Below are 16,862 nucleotides of genomic sequence, written 5' to 3'. Positions count from 1 at the left end.
ACATGACGAATATAGAATATAAAATTAAATGGCACTTTAAGCATAAGCGTTCAAAAAAGCGTGCACTAAAAATTTTAAAGACTATTGAAAGCTACAGGGGTAAAACAAACCTCAAATTAATTAAACAGTCTAATGAATATGCAAAAGAAGCTCTAGGTGATAAACGGTATGCACCTTGGATATATGTATATTGTGCCATGCAAAATCGTTTTAAAGAAGGTTGGATTCCTGATGATTATTATAAAAAGGAAGTCGTACCTAGACAAAAAGGCGATTATGGTAGCTTAGCAGATCGCAATTTTGTTGCACCATTACTATTTAAAACCGTAGATACTCTAAATGTAGGCTACTTTCTAAACGGAATGTTTTGTACATCTGAGAATAAAATACTACCATTCGATAAAGTTAAGTCTTATTTGTTTGAAGAATATGATAAATTGGTTTATAAACTTGAGAATTCCAAGCAAGGTAAAGGTGTTTTTGTCCTAGAGAAGAATAGTTTTAACACCACTAACTTTCTATCTAAGGCTAGTGGTAACGGTGTTTTTCAAAAATTCATTAAACAACATGACTTCTTTTCTCAATTTACAGCTAATTCGGTAGCAACAATAAGAATAACTACAGCTTCTGACAAAAAAGGTTTGGTGAGTACCAGAGCAGCATATGTTAGGTTTGGAAGAGAAAAAGATAGACACATCCTGTCTAATTCGGCAATAAGCGTTCCTATGGATATAAATACAGGAGAATTAAATGCTGTGGGCTATATGAAATGGAAAGAATTAAAAATGCATCCTGATAGCAAAATATCGTTTAAAGATAAAGTTATTCCTAATTTTGGTAAATGTAAATCAAAAGTTTTAGAGATGCATGGTTCAATTCCTTTTATGGGTTGTATTGGCTGGGATATGGCCGTTGATAAATTCGGTGAAGCTCAACTTATTGAGTGGAACGGAAACAATAATGGTATAAAATTCAGTGAAGCAACTACGGGTCCATGTTTTAAAGGTTTAGGCTGGGAAAAACTTTGGAAAGAAAACTATCACCCCCACAAAGATTAATAAAATGCTAAAAAAAATCAGGCGTTTTTTTCTAAGACATCTTCGCAAAATGCGTTTTTTACCGCCAAAAATGTATGTTAAAATTCATTACGAATATTTTTCGGGCAAAAAATTAGACCTAGACAATCCAGAAGATTTTAATGCAAAAATAGAATGGTACAAGGTGTTTTACCGTCCAAAGATTTTAAATAAATTAGTTGATAAATATGAAGTTAGATCTTATGTAAAAGAAAAAATCGGAGCACAATATCTCAATGAAGTATACGGAGTTTATGAAAAAGCTGAAGATGTTCCTTTAGATAAATTACCAAATCAATTTGTAGTAAAGGCAACACATACAAGCAGTCACAACTTAATTGTTTCAAATAAAAGTAAGCTCAACAAAGATAAAGCACTTAAAAAATTTAAAAAATGGTTGAGCAAAAACCAGTATTATCGTATTGGACAAGAATGGGCATACAAAGATGTGCAGCCTCGCTTAATTACTGAAAAATTTTTAAAAGAAGAAGGAAAACAGTCACTTGTAGATTATAAGTTTTATTGTTTTGATGGCAAAGCGAAGTTTATTGATGTCCATATCGATAGAGATGAAGATCATAAACAAGGTTGTTTTGATTTAGGTTATAAACTTTTACCTTTTGGAAAAAGTAAAAATTATAAAAGTATTTCAAGTGGTATCGAAAAACCTAGCAACTTAGACGAAATGGTTAGCTGTGCTGAGGCTTTGGCTGATGGATTCCCTTTTGTTAGAGTTGATTTTTATTCGGTCAATGGAAAAACTATTTTTGGTGAAATGACATTCTATCCTTCAGATGCAAGAAAAGATTTTTATCCTGAAGAGTACAATAAAATTATAGGAGATTATTTTAAGTTACCACCACTCAAAAAAGGAAATAAAACTATTACCGAATTTAAACAAAGCTAAAGTATGTCAGTTGATAAAGTCATAACACATCCTATAGACGCAGTCATCCTTTGGGTAGATGGTAACGATGAAGAGCATCGTGCCAAGATGTTACCATATATTGAAGATAAAGCCAAGATAAACAATGAACGCTTTAGAACACGCTACGACCAAGTTAATGAGATAAAATATACTATTGATTCTATTTTAAAGTTTGCATCTTTCGTTAGAAATATCTTTATCATCACTGATAATCAAGAGCCTTCTTTTTTAAAAGGGAACGAAAAATATAATAAGGTAAAAATTGTTGATCACATAGACATTTTTAAAGGCTATGAAGAAAACTTACCCACCTTTAATTGTAGACCGATAGAAACCTGTATGCATCGCATACCAAGTTTGGCTGAACACTTTATCTATTTCAATGACGATTTTTTTTTGATAAACGATACTAAGCCAGAAGATTTCTTTAAAAATGGATTACCCATTCTACGAGGTAGATGGTTGAAATTCCCCGAAGACAAGTTTAAAAATAAATTTAAAAAACCAAGGGTTGGACACAAACATGCACAGCAATTAGGTGCAAAACTCTTAGGCTTTAAAAAGTATTATAATTTTAGACATACGCCTCACCCACTGCGTAAATCCACTTTTAAAAATTATTTTAAAGCGCATCCAGAGGTTTTTTTAGAAAATATAAAGTATCGTTTTAGAAGCCCAAAGCAATTTACCCCTCAAGGCTTTGCGTATCATCTTGAAATTAAAAACAAGACCTGCATTTTACAAAAGGACTTGCAGCTTTTATATTTTAGATCGTATAAAAAATCTTTGTATTGGTACAAGTACAAATTGAACGTAAAAGGGAAAAATAAACTATTCCTTGGGTTACAAAGTTTAGATCGTGCACCTCAACCCATCTTAGATTATATCCTAGATTGGCTTAAAAAGCGTACGACATAAATAAGTTTAAATTATATTGAATGTAGAAATCAACACTATACATGAATAAAACTATATTTGAAATTACTAAAATGGACTGCCCTTCGGAGGAAAACCTCATCCGAATGAAATTAGACGGTATTTCAAGTATTGTAAATTTAGATTTTGACATTGCCAATCGAAAATTAACGGTTTTTCATAATGGAGATATTGAGCAAATTGAAAAATCCATTCTCGAACTAAATCTAGGTGGCAAAAAAATTTCAACCGAACAAACTGATCAAACAGATTTTCAAAAAAATACAAGCCAAAGGAAATTACTTTGGTCTGTACTAGCTATAAACTTTGCTTTTTTTATTATTGAAATGACTACGGGAATCATTTCTAAATCTATAGGACTTGTTGCCGATAGTTTAGATATGCTGGCAGACAGTTTTGTTTATGGCATTAGTTTGTTTGCGGTTGGTGGGACACTAACCAGAAAAAAGCGAATTGCTAAACTTGCAGGTTATTTTCAAATTACACTAGCGATTATTGGATTCGTAGAAGTTTTAAGGCGCTTTTTAGTATCAGAGAAACTACCTGACTTTTCAACAATGATTATCGTTTCGGTTTTCGCACTAATCGCCAACGGTATTTGTCTTTACATTTTGCAGAAATCAAAAAGTAAAGAAGAAGCTCATATGAAAGCAAGTATGATTTTCACCTCGAACGATGTGATTATTAATTTGGGAGTCATAACAGCTGGTGTTTTGGTCCACTGGTTAAATTCGAGCAAACCCGATTTAATTATCGGCACTATTGTTTTTGTATTTGTGATTCAAGGTGCGTTTAGAATATTGAAATTGAGTAAGTAAAGTACAAAGACTTCATATAAAAATTCTTAAAAGCTACTTCTTTGCATCTTTTATTAAAAATTTCCTCTGCGCATCCAAACTATCAAAATGCCATTTGGTAAATGTGCGATCAACCTTCTTTTTAGAAAAATAATGAAACCAATCCGCAAAAGGAAAAAAGTCTCTATGACCAATGCCGTCAATGATAATAAGTTCAACAGAATCATCTTTATTGATCTTACAACAGATGTTTCTGGCTCGTAAATCTCTTGTAAAAACTTTATGCTTGGTCATTTGCTGTTTCAAAATACCCAAAGCATCTTCTAATTTTTTATCTTCAATAGTATTATTTTCTATGAGATAATATTCTAAGGTTTTTGAGATTTCACCGTTGGTTTCGTCTCGTACCAAATCAAAGATTTGCCCAAGACCCAAATTAGTTTCTACCTCACCATTAAAATCAGAATAAAATGGATATCTATATACAGATTTGTTGCGTTTAGAAAGTTTTTTAAAATACAAGAGCTCTTTTTCGGTATACTCTCGCGTGGTTTCTGGGCGTGGAATTTTTATACACAGCTGTCTATTTTTTGGATGCTCATAGCAAAATCTTATCTCTCCTTCACCAATATAATACTTGTTTTGCAGCTCTATCATAAAACAAAATTAGAAGTAATAATTCTGTCAACAAAAAAATGACAATTTTAATTTAATGTTACCATTTTGTTACTTAATTATTAGCTTTATCTTTGAACGCGCTAAAAAATGATGTATATATGAAAATAATAATTCTTGCTGCAGGTATAGGTTCTCGACTAGGAAACCCTTTTCCAAAACCATTAACTCCACTAAAAAACGGTAAGAGTATTATGAAAATGCAAACCGATAACATCGCATCGCGTTACGATATAGACGACATCAATGTTGTCGTAGGCTTTAAAAAAGATTTAATCATGGAGCGTTTCCCAGAATTGACCTATGTCTACAATCCATTTTTTGACAGAACCAACACTTCCAAAAGCCTATTGCAAGCCTTAAAAAAGCATAAAGATAAATCTGTACTTTGGTTTAATGGTGATGTTGTTTTTGATGAAAACTTACTTGATATTTTGGATCCCTACATTAAAAACAATGCATCTTTTGTAGCGGTAAACACCAGTAAAGTTGCAGATGAAGAAGTAAAATACACCCTAAAAGATGGTTATATTAATGAATTATCTAAAACAGTTAAAAATGGTTTGGGTGAAGCTGTAGGTATCAATTTTATCTCATCAAGCGATATTAAAACTTTTATTTCACGTTTAGAAGAGTGTGATGATAACGACTATTTTGAGCGTGGCCTTGAAATAGCAATAGAAAAGGATAATCTTAAAGTACAAGCAGTAGATATTTCTAAATACAATTGTATGGAAATAGATTTTGTTGAAGACCTAAATGAGGTAAACAAGACATTGTAATGCGGTTTGTGCTCTTCTGTCTAAATAATTATGCCTTTGCTATCCTAAACCCAATTAAAGAGGTTTTGGCAGAAAGAAATCATGATTTTATTTGGTATGTTGCGCCTAAGATTACCAATAGTTTTCCTTACCATACCGACCCCAATACGTCTTCTATAAAAGCAATAAAATCTTTTAAGAGTGATGTTATTTTTGCTCCGGGAAATGAAGTACCTTATTTTCTGAGAGGCTTAAAGACTCAAGTATTTCACGGTCTGGCAGGTGAAAAAAAAGGACACTTCAGAATACGAGAATACTTTGATCTTTACCTAACCCAAGGGCCTTATTTCACCAACCGATTTAATGAACTAAAAAAAGAGCACAAAGATTTTGATGTTATTGAAACGGGTTGGCCCAAACTCGATGTTTACTACAAAAACCATAATGAACTTAATACTGAGAAGCAGGATTTGCTAGCCAAGTACAATGCCAAAAAAATTATACTCTATGCACCAACATTTTCACCTAAACTAACATCTGCTCCTCATTTGTTAGGGGAAGTAAATTCACTTGCCTATAATAAAGACTACATAATATTATTGAAATTTCATCCCTTGATGGCCAAAGAATGGGTTGATAAGTATAAACAACTTGCCAATGATACTGACAATATTATATATAAGAACGAAAAGGATATTACAAAGTTTTTGATTATAGCAGACTTGCTTATAAGTGATACTTCTTCTGTGGTTTATGAGTTTTTATTATTAGACAAACCCGCCATTACGTTTAATAGCATTTCGAGCAACATTGTATGGAAGGATTTAAAATTATATAAAAATTTAAGCAAGGAAGTCTTAGATACGCTTAACAACGATAGTAATGCTGGGTTACGAAAAAGTATCATAAAAGATTATCACCCATACAACGATGGGAAATCTGCACAACGCATGGTTGAGGCTGTTGAAAATTATTTAATAACACATCAAGTTCCAGAAAAACGAAAAATATCTACCTTTAGAAAATTGAAAACACATTACAAACTTTTAAATAAAAAGTACTAACATTGCTTATAGCAAAATGATAAAGTTTTCTGGAGTCATAATCACCTATAACGAAGAACGCTACATTGAAGAGTGTTTAAAATCTCTTGTCAATGTTGTTGATGAAATCATTGTGGTCGATTCTTATTCTACAGATAACACCAAAACCATTTGTGAAAAATATGATGTAGTTTTTATTGAGCAGGAATTTTTAGGTTATATCGAACAGAAAAACTTTGCATTAAGTAAAGCCTCTAACGATTATATTATTTCCTTGGATGGTGATGAATCACTTTCAGGAAAACTTCAGCAATCCATTGTAGCATTAAAAAATAACTGGAAACAAGACGGTTATTATTGCAATCGTTTCAATAATTTTTGCGGTCAGTGGATAAAACATTCAGACTGGTATCCCAATAGAAAGCTACGTGTTTTTGACAGACGTAAAGCAACATGGAAAGGTATTAATCCGCATGACCATATTGTAGTGGATTCCAATAAAAAAATTGGACAATTAAAAGGAGATATTTTGCATCTCACCTACCAAACTTATTCTGAGTTTAATCTAAAAATGGAGCACTTTTCTTCAATCTCAGCTGAAGCCTATTATAAATTGGGCAAAAGTGTGCCTACATGGAAACTTATCTGGAATCCGACTTGGGCATTCTTTAAAGCTTATGTGTTAAGATTAGGGTTTTTAGACGGTTTTAATGGATTTATGATTTGCTATCAGACAGGTCACCTTACCTTTTTAAAGTACGCTAAGCTTAGGGAACTATACAGAAAGCACCGTAAATCCTAGCCTATTTCTTTAGGCGCTTTTTCAGTTTCTTCTTTCTATCAACTATAGCTCTAAAGGCTTTTACTTCTTTCCACATTACATCAAAAACTTCATCATAAGATTTACCAATACATTTGGCATATTCATCACTCATTATCTCAACCATATGTTTATACTTTGATAATCTGGCAAAATTCTTCATACGTTTATCAAAATCCATTGGGCCAAACTTCATACGATTTAAATCCACCAATGCAAAACTGTAACCGTTATCTGTTTTTGTAATCAATGTGTTACCAGGCGAATGATCTAAAAACTCAATGCCTTTTTCATGTAACTTAAAAGTGAATCTTGTAAACTGACGCAAAATATTTTCATAATCTTCGTATTCAAAATCATTGATCAACTCTCTATAGGTTAAATCACACTCTAACTGTTCGCTGATATAATAACTTTTTTTGAATAAAAATAACGATGAGAATTCGTAATATGCAATAGGATCTGGCGTGCCTATTTCCAGTTTTTTCAACTTTAAAGCATACTCAAACGAACGTTGTGCCTTACTTTTTCTAAAAAATCTATATACAATTTGATTAAAAATATTTGGGATTTTAAAGGACTTAATATTTATGGTCAAGCTATCCTTAGAAAACAGCTTTAGTGAATTGCGCTTTTGATTTCCAAAAACTTCACCTTTAGTATCAAAATTGATTATACAATCATCCAAGAAATCCTTGTATTCGATATAGTCTGAATTGATCTCATGTCGCATGGTGCAAAACTACAATTAGTTTTTTTCTTTTAATACGAATTGATTTTAAAAGATTACTCTTGTATCGTATCTTTGCAAAACCATTTACAAATGGGGAAAAATGAACCATAAACGAGCTTTACAACATCCTGTTTTCCAAATTATTTCACAATCTGCAGAGGCATTAGAGCTAGATTGTTTTGTCATTGGTGGTTTTGTACGCGATTATTTTTTGGAGCGTGGTAATGCAAAAGATATTGATATAGTCGCCGTCGGAAGCGGTATTGAATTGGCGCAACAGGTTGCCAATAACTTACCGCATCAGCCAAAAGTTCAGGTATTTAAGACATACGGAACCGCAATGTTGCGTTATGGCGATATTGAAATTGAATTTGTAGGTGCACGTAAAGAAAGTTATAATGAGAATAGCAGAAATCCAATTGTTGAAAACGGAACTTTAGAAGACGACCAAAATCGTCGCGATTTTACCATTAATGCTCTGGCTCTTAGCTTGAATAAAGCCAATTTTGGTGAGTTACTAGATCCATTTAGTGGTATTTCAGATTTAGATAAAGGTATTATTAGAACACCTTTAAATCCCAATATTACTTATAGTGATGATCCTTTGCGTATGATGCGCGCCATCCGTTTTGCAACACAATTGAATTTTAAAATTGAGGACACCTCACTTAAAGCAATTGCTACAAACAAGGATAGGATAAAAATCATCACTAAAGAGCGTATCGTTACAGAACTGAATAAGATTCTTGAAAGTAATGAACCTTCAATCGGTTTTATACTTTTAGAAAAAACAGGGCTTTTAGATGACATCTTACCAGAATTAACAGCGTTAAAAGGTATTGATGAAATTGAAGGGCAGCGCCATAAAGATAATTTTTATCACACTTTAGAAGTCGTTGATAATATTGCCAAAACTACAGATAATCTATGGTTACGTTGGGCTGCTTTACTGCATGATATTGGCAAAGCCCCAACAAAAAAATTCCATAAAAAAATCGGATGGACTTTTCATGCTCATGAATTTGTGGGCTCTAAAATGGTGTATAAACTATTTAAGCGTCTTAAAATGCCATTGAATGATAAAATGAAATTTGTTCAAAAAATGGTATTGATGAGCTCACGACCAATTGTATTGGCTACCGATGTCACTGATTCTGCTGTTAGACGTCTAGTTTTTGATGCTGGTGAATACGTTGACGACTTAATGACACTTTGTGAAGCAGATATAACTACTAAGAACCCTAGGAAGTTTAACAGGTATCACAACAATTTTAAAAAAGTACGAGAAAAGATTGTTGAAGTTGAAGAACGTGATCGTATTCGTGATTTTCAGCCACCAGTTTCTGGGGAAGAGATTATGAAGACTTTTAATCTAAAACCTTCAAAAGAAATAGGTATTATAAAGGAAGCTATTAAGGAAGCTATATTAGAAGGCGATATTCCTAATGAGCATGAAGCCGCCTTTAAATTGATGATTGAAAAAGGAAAAGCATTGGGATTGACAATCGATGTATGATAAAATTAGTCAGAACAAATTCAAATAACTCAGATTTTGTAGCATTAGTGAAGCAACTGGATGCTTATCTAAAAATTACAGATGGAGATGAGCACGATTTTTATAATCAGTTTAATGCCATTGAGAATCTTAAATATGTTGTTGTAGCTTATTCAGATAAAAAATCTATTGGTTGCGGTGCCTTTAAACCTTTCAACGATTCTAAAGCTGAAATTAAACGCATGTACACTCTAACTGAAGAACGCCAGAAAGGAATTGCTAAACTCATATTGAAGGAACTAGAAACCTGGGCTTTTGAATTAGGTTATACTCATACTATACTTGAAACCGGAAAACGACAAGTTGAAGCTGTAAGCTTTTATAAGAAATGTAATTATGTTTCAATTCCTAAGTACGGGCAATACAAAGCGATGGAAAATAGTCTTTGTTTCGAAAAAAAATTATTAAATAATGAAAAAAGATAATAACGCTGTCATTTATTGGCTTCTTACAGGCTGTATTTTAATTTTTATAATGGTCATCGTAGGTGGTATTACAAGACTAACACATTCTGGATTATCCATTTCTAATTACAAACTCATTTCTGGCACTATTCCTCCAATGAACGAGATTGAATGGAACGAAGCTTTTGACCTTTACAAGCAATACCCAGAATACCAAAAATTAAACTATGGTATGTCTTTAGAGGAATTTAAGGACATTTATTTCTGGGAGTGGATTCATCGTGTTATTGGTCGTTTTATTGGACTTGTGTTTATTATACCATTTATATTTTTTTTAGTACGTAAACAACTTTCAAGACCCACAATTAAAAAAGCAATTATTCTATTGATAATGGGAAGCTTCCAAGGGTTTTTAGGTTGGTATATGGTAAAAAGTGGATTAGTAGATAGACCAGACGTTAGCCATTATAGATTGGCAGCACACTTAACTACCGCCTTCCTAACCTTTGCTTATACATTTTGGGTAGCTTTAGATCTAATGTTTCCAAATAAAAAACAGATTGACAAAAAGTTAAGAAACTTTATTCGCATTGGGTTAGCTGTGCTCGTTATTCAAATTATTTATGGTGCATTTGTTGCTGGCTTAGATGCCGGTTGGATACATAACCATTGGCCATTTATGAATGAAGATAAATTGATTCACGAAACTGTTTATACAGAACAAAATCCAACCTATCTCAATTTTATCGAAGGAAAAAGTGGTGTGCAATTTGTACACAGAACCTTAGCGTATATTGTCGTTATTTTTATTCTGGCGATATGGTACAAAGCAACACGACATGACTTAACTTCTTGGCAGAAAAAAGGTATCAACAGCCTATTGGTTATGGTTGTAGTTCAGTTTTTTCTAGGTGTTTTAACACTCCTACTTGCCGTCCCGGTTTGGTTAGGTGTATTGCATCAGATTGGTGCTTTTATTTTGCTAAGCAGTATGACATTCACACTGCACAGGTTTAGTAAGTAATTTATTCCACTTAATAAATAACTTATCAAACCTCAAAAACTTTCAACATTCAAACGCATTATATTATCTTTGCCGCATGATTTATAGATTTAGAGTTATACTAGATAACGACACTGAAGATGATGTCTTTCGCGATTTAGAAATTCGTGAAACAGACACTATGGAAGACTTGCATAATATCATTACACAATCATTTGGATTTGATGGCATGGAGATGGCATCATTTTACATTAGCGATGAGGAATGGAACCAAGGTGAGGAAATTGCCATGTTTGATATGAGCGAAGCAGACAATAAGGTTAAGATGATGAGCACAACCATAATAAAAGATGTGGCACACGAAGCGTCCCCAAAGCTTATTTATGTCTACGATTTTATGAACATGTGGACGTTCTATGTAGAATTAGCAGAAATTGTAGATGAAGCACAAGGTACAGATTATCCAAACTTAATGTTTGTACATGGGCAGATCCCAGATGAAGCACCAGAGAAAACATTCGAAGCAGATGACGATGGCGAAGATGATTATGAAGAGTTTGAAGATGGCATCGATGTAGACGATTACAGCGATTTAGATTTTGACGAAAACTGGAATTAAGACCAAATAACCATTAAATAAAAGCATCAAAGAGATGCTTTTTTTATTTTCATGTAACAAATAATGAACAGAATCGTCTTACTTACATAACCAATTTATGCTGAACTTATTTTTTAGTATTTCAGCAACTAAAACCAATCATATTTTGGAGCCAATCCTTACAATTAACAATCTTACTAAAAAGTTCGGATATTTAACAGCCGTAAAAGACCTAAGTTTCACAATAAACAAAGGTAATGTCTATGGCATTTTGGGACCTAACGGAAGTGGTAAATCCACAACACTGGGAATAGTGCTTAATGTCGTTAATAAAACTGCTGGAGATTTCCATTGGTTTGATGGCAACACCTCAACCCACAATGCCTTAAAGCAGGTAGGTGCTATAATTGAGCGTCCAAACTTTTATCCGTACATGACTGCAGAACAAAACTTAAAATTAGTATGTAGAATCAAAGGTGTGGATCATAGCAAAATTGCCGAAAAATTAGAAGTTGTTGGACTTTTAGAAAGAAAAGATCATAAGTTTAAAACCTACTCTTTAGGAATGAAACAGCGTCTGGCAATCGCCTCAGCACTTTTGAATGACCCAGAAATATTGATTTTAGACGAACCCACCAATGGACTCGACCCACAGGGAATACACCAAATACGTAAGATCATAAAAGAGATTGCAGCAAACGGAACAACAATTTTATTGGCTTCACATTTACTTGATGAAGTTGAGAAAGTTTGCACACATGTAGTTGTTTTACGTAAAGGAGAAAAACTATACTCAGGTCGTGTTGACGAGATGATTAATAGCCATGGTTTCTTTGAGCTGAAAGCAGAGCAGCATCAAGATTTATTAAGCCTATTAGAAGCTGACAATAGTTTTGGAAAAATAAAAGTTGAAGATGAGCTTATTACGGCCTTTTTAAATGCACCCATGTCAGCATCAGAATTTAATAAGTTGATGTTCAGCAAAGGGATTCTGCTTTCACATTTAGTTAAACGAAAAGAAAGCTTAGAAGAGCAATTCTTACAATTAACTGACAAATTAAATTAAATATAAATCAACCTGTCCTAAACGTTATTGAAGGACCGAGAAAAACAGCATAATTTCATAAGAATTAAGCACAACCTATCCGCAGTATGTTAAGATTATTAAAAATAGAATTTGATAAATTAAAATATAATAAAGCTAGTAGGATACTAATATTAACCTATTTTATTCTACTCGTTTTAATTGCTCTTTTTGCAGTAATAAAATTTGATATCGGACCTGTAAAATTCCATTTAGCAGAAATGGGGATTTTCAATTTTCCATATATATGGCATTTTAACACCTTTATTGCTGGTTTATTAAAATTTTTCTTGTTGTTGGTCATCGTTTCCATGGTTTCCAACGAATATAGCAACAAGACCTTAAAGCAAAATCTTATTGATGGCTTAAGTAAAAAAGAGTTTATTCTATCGAAATTTTATACCGTCTTAGCTTTTGCTTTTATATCTACCATATTTGTATTTTTGGTATCCTTGGTCTTAGGTTTATTTTATTCTAGTTTTATAGAATCGTCCATAATCTTTACCGATTTAGAATACCTAATTGCCTTTTTTGTAAAGTTGGTAGGCTTTTTTGCTTTCGGTTTGTTTCTAGGTGTACTTATAAAGCGTTCTGCTTTTGCAGTAGCTACAATGATTGTTTTATTTCTTGTAGAGTTTATTAGTTACAGTGTGGTATCAGCATATAATCGAGGTACAGATTTAGCTGATAATATTTACCAGTTTTTACCATTTAAATCTTTGTGGAATCTTATCGACCAGCCTTTTTCGAGATTGTCTGCCGTAAAAGCCGTTGCCAATCAGGTTGGAGAAGATTTGTCTTACGATTATGCTGTACATTGGTACGAAATAGCAATTGTATTGTGTTGGGCTGCACTTTTTATCTTTTTATCCTATCGATTATTAAAAATGAGAGATTTGTAATAGCTTTGTAGTAATTGCTATGTGGTTTTCGATACTAATCTAGGAGTTTTTAAGTTCTAGTTGTTATATTGTATTGAAACGTGTAGTCAGTTCACCTAAGTTATTATGAAAAAGAGTTGCCTTTTTATATTATTATTGCTTCTCAGTGTGCTAGCCTTTGCACAAAACGAAGCATCTTATTGGTACTTCGGACAAAATGCTGGCTTACGTTTTAACACAACTACAGGAACGGTTACTGCTATTACCAATGGGCAAATCAATACTTTAGAAGGTTGCACATCTATTTCGGATGAAAACGGGACACTTCAATTCTACACTGATGGTAGAACGGTATGGAACCGTAACCACCAGATCATGGCCAATGGAAATTATTTTGGCAATACAGGACTGTTGGGTGACCCATCAAGTACATCGTCAGGCCTTATTGTTCCTAAACCAGAAGACCCCACACAATATTATATCTTCACCGTAGATGAACCGCATCATAATAATGCAAGTGTATTTCCTAATCAATTTACTGGAGGATATGATAGCGGTGGAGCTGTACCAGGATCCGATGATGGTTTTAATAATGGCTTTAATTATTCGCTAGTAGACATGACCCTAAATGGTGGTTTGGGTGATGTTGTGGATACCGAAAAAAATGTACCTCTCATAACCTACGATACCACCAACACTTTAGAAGCGAGTTATAAATGTTCAGAAAAAATAACAGCAGTGAGAGCAGAAGATTGTTCTGCCTTTTGGGTAATTACACACTTTGGAGATTCATTTTATAGTTTTAAAATTGATGTTACCGGTGTAGATATTAATCCTGTAATTTCCACTGTTGGGCCCTATATTCCTATTGAAGGTTACAGAAGAAACTCTCTTGGTTACATTAAAGCATCACCTGATGCTTCCAGGTTGTTAGTTGCTCATTTTGGTGAATCTAACGTAACAGCTGGAGATGCTGGTGGTGGTGTTTACTTATATGATTTTGATAATGATACAGGAATTGTATCGAATAATGTTGAACTTTACAGTGCTCAAAATAATGATAGCCCTTATGGAGTTGAGTTTTCTGCCGAAAATCGTAAAGCCTATGCTACAGTTGGTACAGGAGCATCAGGTAATGGTGCTAGCCAAGTATTACAATGGGATTTGGAAAGTGCAGATATACCAAACTCGCTTCAAATTGTGCATTCTTCAAATAGCATAAGTGCTGGAGCATTACAATTAGGCGTGGACCGACGTATCTACAGAGCTCAATTTAGCTTTAACGGTAATACTACAATTTCAAGATATATAGGCGTCATCAATAATCCTGAAGCAGATGGCGCTGCAGCCAACTATGACGAACAAGGAGTCCTTTTGGATGTAAATGGATTTAATCAGAATACAGGTAGAATTGGATTACCTCCATTTATTCAATCGCTATTCAACTCACAAACCGATATTATAAGAAATGGCATTAGTACTACGGAATTGGCATTATGTGTAGGTGACGATTACACTTTACAAGCTGATGATATTACAGGTGCAGACTACATTTGGTCTTTTAACGGAGCTCCACTAGCTGAGACAACATTTCAGTTATTAATCGATTCACCTGGTTTTTATGAAGTTTATATTGAACCTAATAATGGAGACTGTCCAATTGAAGGTAGTGCTGTGGTAGGCGTATTTGATATTCCCATAGCTAATCCGATAACTAATGTTGGTGTTTGTGATAATAGTGGCAATGATGGTATTTTTGAAGGATTTGATTTCACGGATAAGAATAGCGAAGCACTATTAGCTCAAGCTCCTTCGCAATATAATGTTCGTTATTTTGAAACACCTGCCGATGCCAATAACCTAGAAAACGAAATCACATTTCCTTATACCAATACTAGCAATCCGCAAATAATTTATGCACGTGTTGAAAACAACGAAAATCCTAACTGCTTTGACATCAACACATTTCAAGTTGAAGTCTTTAATACACCACAGATTGCACAATTAAACAATATTGAGTTTTGTGATAATGAAGCAGATCCAATGGATGGTTTTGCAACTATTGAACTTGGGGATTTAATCCCAACCATTCGTGGTACTCAAGAGGAATCTGAAACTGCTGTTACATTTCATCCTACCCAAACAGATGCAGATGACAATACCTCTCAATTACCACTCACCTACACTAATACCACAGCATTTAATGAAACTATTTTTGTTAGAATCGAAAATACCCCCAACACAACGTGCTACAGCACTGGTAGTTTCCAAATAACTATAAATGATGTACCCATTGCCAATGATATTTCAATCATACAATGCGACGAAGATGGTATTCCAGAAGGTTTTACAGTATTCAACATACATCCATTTATTGAAGAAATTACAGCTAATGCCGCAGACAGAAGTATAGCGTTTTATCTATCTCAATCAGATGCAGAGAATGAAGAAAACGAAATCAATGCTGATGCTTTTGAAAACTTCTTCAACCCACAGATTGTTTATGCAAGGGTCACCAACACCAATACGGGCTGTGTCAGTTTCAGTGAGGTATCACTGGAAGTCAGCACAACCGCATCCAACAACGCCAGCATTTCGGTCTGCGATGACGACGGCACTGAGGATGGCATCGCTACATTCGACCTCAGCAATACCAATCCCATCGTATTGGCGGGAGCACCGGCTGGCCTGGACCTCCAGTACTACGAAACCTACACCGATGCCCTGTTGGAGACCAATCCACTCGGCAGCAACTATACCAACACAACGCCCTACGGCCAGACCATCTACGGGCGCGTCGAAAATTCCAACGCCTGCTATGGCATCAGTGAGATTGAGCTTACCGTTTTTGAACTGCCGGACATAGAGACAGAGTTCGAGACGCTATACTGCCTCAACCTTTCCCCACAGACCATTGTGCTAGATGCGGGGATCACCAACGATTCGCCCAGCAACTACCTCTTCGAGTGGTCCACGGGTGAGGATACCGCAACCATCGAGGTCAGCTCCCCGGGAACCTACACCGTAAGGGTGACCAATACAAATGGATGCTCTAAGGACAGGACCATATCGGTGCTGCCCTCCAATATCGCCACCATAACCAACGTTGAGATCATAGATGCCTCGGACAACAATTCCATAACGGTCTTTGCCACCGGCGAGGGAGACTATGAGTATGCCCTGGACGATATCAACGGCCCGTACCAGGATTCGAACGTTTTTGACAATCTAAGGCCGGGACTGTACACCGTCTATGTGCGCGACAGGAACAACTGCGGCATTGCCGAGCAGCTGGTATCCGTGATCGGTTTTCCCAAGTTCTTCACGCCGAACAACGACGATGACAACGATTTTTGGCAGGTCGACGGCATTGCCAACCAATTTCAGGCCAATTCAAGCATATATATCTTTGACCGCTACGGAAAGCTCCTGACCAAGCTGAACCCGCTTGGCCCGGGATGGGACGGGACGTACAATGGCGCAAGGATGCCCGCTAGCGACTACTGGTTCAGGGTGGTCCTGCAGGATGGTAGGACATTTACAAGCCATTTTACTTTAAAACGATGAA

16 protein-coding genes are annotated in these 16,862 nt (G+C 34.7%); 14 read left to right on the top strand and 2 right to left on the bottom strand.

Going from position 1 to position 16,862, the window contains the following annotated elements:
* The first annotated feature begins 2 nt into the window (after positions 1-2).
* The 4 genes from KCG49_RS04845 to KCG49_RS04830 all read left to right on the top strand — a co-directional run bounded on the left by KCG49_RS04845 (position 3) and on the right by KCG49_RS04830 (position 3,758).
* Positions 3-1,058 (top strand): sugar-transfer associated ATP-grasp domain-containing protein, encoded by a 1,056-nt coding sequence (locus tag KCG49_RS04845; protein WP_218545072.1) that lies wholly within the window; start codon positions 3-5, stop codon positions 1,056-1,058.
* Between the two features lie 70 nt (positions 1,059-1,128).
* The gene (locus tag KCG49_RS04840) at positions 1,129-1,983 is read left to right on the top strand and encodes an ATP-grasp fold amidoligase family protein (RefSeq protein WP_256259865.1); all 855 of its coding nucleotides are present in this window, start codon (positions 1,129-1,131) and stop codon (positions 1,981-1,983) included.
* A gap of 3 nt (positions 1,984-1,986) precedes the next feature.
* Entirely contained in the window at positions 1,987-2,922 is a 936-nt protein-coding gene (locus KCG49_RS04835; RefSeq protein ID WP_218545071.1) for a stealth family protein, read from the top strand.
* Positions 2,923-2,963: 41 nt separating this feature from the next.
* The gene (locus KCG49_RS04830) at positions 2,964-3,758 is read left to right on the top strand and encodes a cation efflux transmembrane domain-containing protein (protein WP_218545070.1); all 795 of its coding nucleotides are present in this window, start codon (positions 2,964-2,966) and stop codon (positions 3,756-3,758) included.
* Positions 3,759-3,791: 33 nt separating this feature from the next.
* Here KCG49_RS04830 and KCG49_RS04825 read toward each other — a convergent pair whose 3' ends face one another.
* Entirely contained in the window at positions 3,792-4,394 is a 603-nt protein-coding gene (locus KCG49_RS04825) for a YrbL family protein (RefSeq protein WP_218545069.1), read from the bottom strand.
* 119 nt (positions 4,395-4,513) lie between these two features.
* Here KCG49_RS04825 and KCG49_RS04820 point away from each other — a divergent pair, with 119 nt between their 5' ends.
* Genes KCG49_RS04820 through KCG49_RS04810 form a run of 3 tightly spaced genes read left to right on the top strand, consistent with a single transcriptional unit; the run spans position 4,514 to position 7,018 of the window.
* On the top strand, positions 4,514-5,194 hold the full coding sequence (locus tag KCG49_RS04820) for a phosphocholine cytidylyltransferase family protein (protein WP_218545068.1): 681 nt from the start codon (positions 4,514-4,516) through the stop codon (positions 5,192-5,194).
* Entirely contained in the window at positions 5,194-6,237 is a 1,044-nt protein-coding gene (locus KCG49_RS04815; RefSeq protein ID WP_218545067.1) for a CDP-glycerol glycerophosphotransferase family protein, read from the top strand. Before KCG49_RS04820 ends, KCG49_RS04815 begins: the two co-directional genes overlap by 1 nt.
* Before the next feature lie 16 nt (positions 6,238-6,253).
* Positions 6,254-7,018: a glycosyltransferase family 2 protein gene (locus KCG49_RS04810; RefSeq protein ID WP_218545066.1), complete on the top strand. Its 765-nt coding sequence runs from the start codon at positions 6,254-6,256 to the stop codon at positions 7,016-7,018.
* Position 7,019: 1 nt separating this feature from the next.
* On the opposite strand, the gene KCG49_RS04805 is transcribed toward KCG49_RS04810, so the two are convergent.
* The gene (locus KCG49_RS04805) at positions 7,020-7,769 is read right to left on the bottom strand and encodes a lipopolysaccharide kinase InaA family protein (RefSeq protein WP_218545065.1); all 750 of its coding nucleotides are present in this window, start codon (positions 7,767-7,769) and stop codon (positions 7,020-7,022) included.
* A 100-nt stretch (positions 7,770-7,869) separates the two neighbouring features.
* On the opposite strand from KCG49_RS04805, the gene KCG49_RS04800 reads away from it, so the two are divergent.
* The 7 genes from KCG49_RS04800 (at position 7,870) to KCG49_RS04770 (ending at position 16,861) form a co-directional block, all read left to right on the top strand.
* Positions 7,870-9,285 carry a CCA tRNA nucleotidyltransferase gene (locus KCG49_RS04800; protein WP_218545064.1) on the top strand — a complete coding sequence of 472 codons (1,416 nt, stop codon included), beginning with the start codon at positions 7,870-7,872 and terminating at the stop codon, positions 9,283-9,285.
* Positions 9,282-9,749 (top strand): GNAT family N-acetyltransferase, encoded by a 468-nt coding sequence (locus tag KCG49_RS04795; RefSeq protein WP_218545063.1) that lies wholly within the window; start codon positions 9,282-9,284, stop codon positions 9,747-9,749. Before KCG49_RS04800 ends, KCG49_RS04795 begins: the two co-directional genes overlap by 4 nt.
* Positions 9,736-10,752, top strand: coding sequence for a COX15/CtaA family protein (locus KCG49_RS04790; RefSeq protein WP_218545062.1), 1,017 nt, complete (start codon positions 9,736-9,738; stop codon positions 10,750-10,752). The genes KCG49_RS04795 and KCG49_RS04790 overlap by 14 nt, the downstream gene beginning before the upstream one ends.
* A 76-nt stretch (positions 10,753-10,828) precedes the next feature.
* The gene (locus tag KCG49_RS04785; protein WP_218545061.1) at positions 10,829-11,350 is read left to right on the top strand and encodes an IS1096 element passenger TnpR family protein; all 522 of its coding nucleotides are present in this window, start codon (positions 10,829-10,831) and stop codon (positions 11,348-11,350) included.
* 145 nt (positions 11,351-11,495) lie between these two features.
* Positions 11,496-12,395: an ABC transporter ATP-binding protein gene (locus KCG49_RS04780; protein ID WP_218545229.1), complete on the top strand. Its 900-nt coding sequence runs from the start codon at positions 11,496-11,498 to the stop codon at positions 12,393-12,395.
* An 86-nt stretch (positions 12,396-12,481) separates the two neighbouring features.
* Complete coding sequence (locus KCG49_RS04775) at positions 12,482-13,315, top strand: ABC transporter permease (RefSeq protein ID WP_218545060.1); 834 nt, start codon at positions 12,482-12,484, stop codon at positions 13,313-13,315.
* Positions 13,316-13,420: 105 nt separating this feature from the next.
* Positions 13,421-16,861: a T9SS type B sorting domain-containing protein gene (locus tag KCG49_RS04770; RefSeq protein WP_218545059.1), complete on the top strand. Its 3,441-nt coding sequence runs from the start codon at positions 13,421-13,423 to the stop codon at positions 16,859-16,861.
* The last annotated feature ends 1 nt before the right edge of the window (position 16,862 follow it).

The sequence above is a fragment of the Winogradskyella luteola genome, from assembly GCF_019203985.1.
In the GTDB taxonomy this organism is placed as follows: domain Bacteria; phylum Bacteroidota; class Bacteroidia; order Flavobacteriales; family Flavobacteriaceae; genus Winogradskyella; species Winogradskyella luteola.
Note: the sequence above shows the minus strand (reverse complement) of the source record. Positions and strands in the feature narration are given on the sequence as shown.

Bases quoted from the DNA above. Each gene is read 5' to 3' on its own strand.
- KCG49_RS04825 (WP_218545069.1), bottom strand. From the start codon at position 4,394: ATGATAGAGCTGCAAAACAAGTATTATATTGGTGAAGGAGAGATAAGA.
- KCG49_RS04810 (WP_218545066.1), top strand. From the start codon at position 6,254: ATGATAAAGTTTTCTGGAGTCATAATCACCTATAACGAAGAACGCTAC.
- KCG49_RS04785 (WP_218545061.1), top strand. From the start codon at position 10,829: ATGATTTATAGATTTAGAGTTATACTAGATAACGACACTGAAGATGAT.
- KCG49_RS04805 (WP_218545065.1), bottom strand. From the start codon at position 7,769: ATGCGACATGAGATCAATTCAGACTATATCGAATACAAGGATTTCTTG.
- KCG49_RS04840 (WP_256259865.1), top strand. From the start codon at position 1,129: ATGTATGTTAAAATTCATTACGAATATTTTTCGGGCAAAAAATTAGAC.
- KCG49_RS04790 (WP_218545062.1), top strand. From the start codon at position 9,736: ATGAAAAAAGATAATAACGCTGTCATTTATTGGCTTCTTACAGGCTGT.
- KCG49_RS04830 (WP_218545070.1), top strand. From the start codon at position 2,964: ATGAATAAAACTATATTTGAAATTACTAAAATGGACTGCCCTTCGGAG.
- KCG49_RS04835 (WP_218545071.1), top strand. From the start codon at position 1,987: ATGTCAGTTGATAAAGTCATAACACATCCTATAGACGCAGTCATCCTT.
- KCG49_RS04800 (WP_218545064.1), top strand. From the start codon at position 7,870: ATGAACCATAAACGAGCTTTACAACATCCTGTTTTCCAAATTATTTCA.
- KCG49_RS04795 (WP_218545063.1), top strand. From the start codon at position 9,282: ATGATAAAATTAGTCAGAACAAATTCAAATAACTCAGATTTTGTAGCA.
- KCG49_RS04815 (WP_218545067.1), top strand. From the start codon at position 5,194: ATGCGGTTTGTGCTCTTCTGTCTAAATAATTATGCCTTTGCTATCCTA.
- KCG49_RS04775 (WP_218545060.1), top strand. From the start codon at position 12,482: ATGTTAAGATTATTAAAAATAGAATTTGATAAATTAAAATATAATAAA.
- KCG49_RS04770 (WP_218545059.1), top strand. From the start codon at position 13,421: ATGAAAAAGAGTTGCCTTTTTATATTATTATTGCTTCTCAGTGTGCTA.
- KCG49_RS04820 (WP_218545068.1), top strand. From the start codon at position 4,514: ATGAAAATAATAATTCTTGCTGCAGGTATAGGTTCTCGACTAGGAAAC.
- KCG49_RS04845 (WP_218545072.1), top strand. From the start codon at position 3: ATGACGAATATAGAATATAAAATTAAATGGCACTTTAAGCATAAGCGT.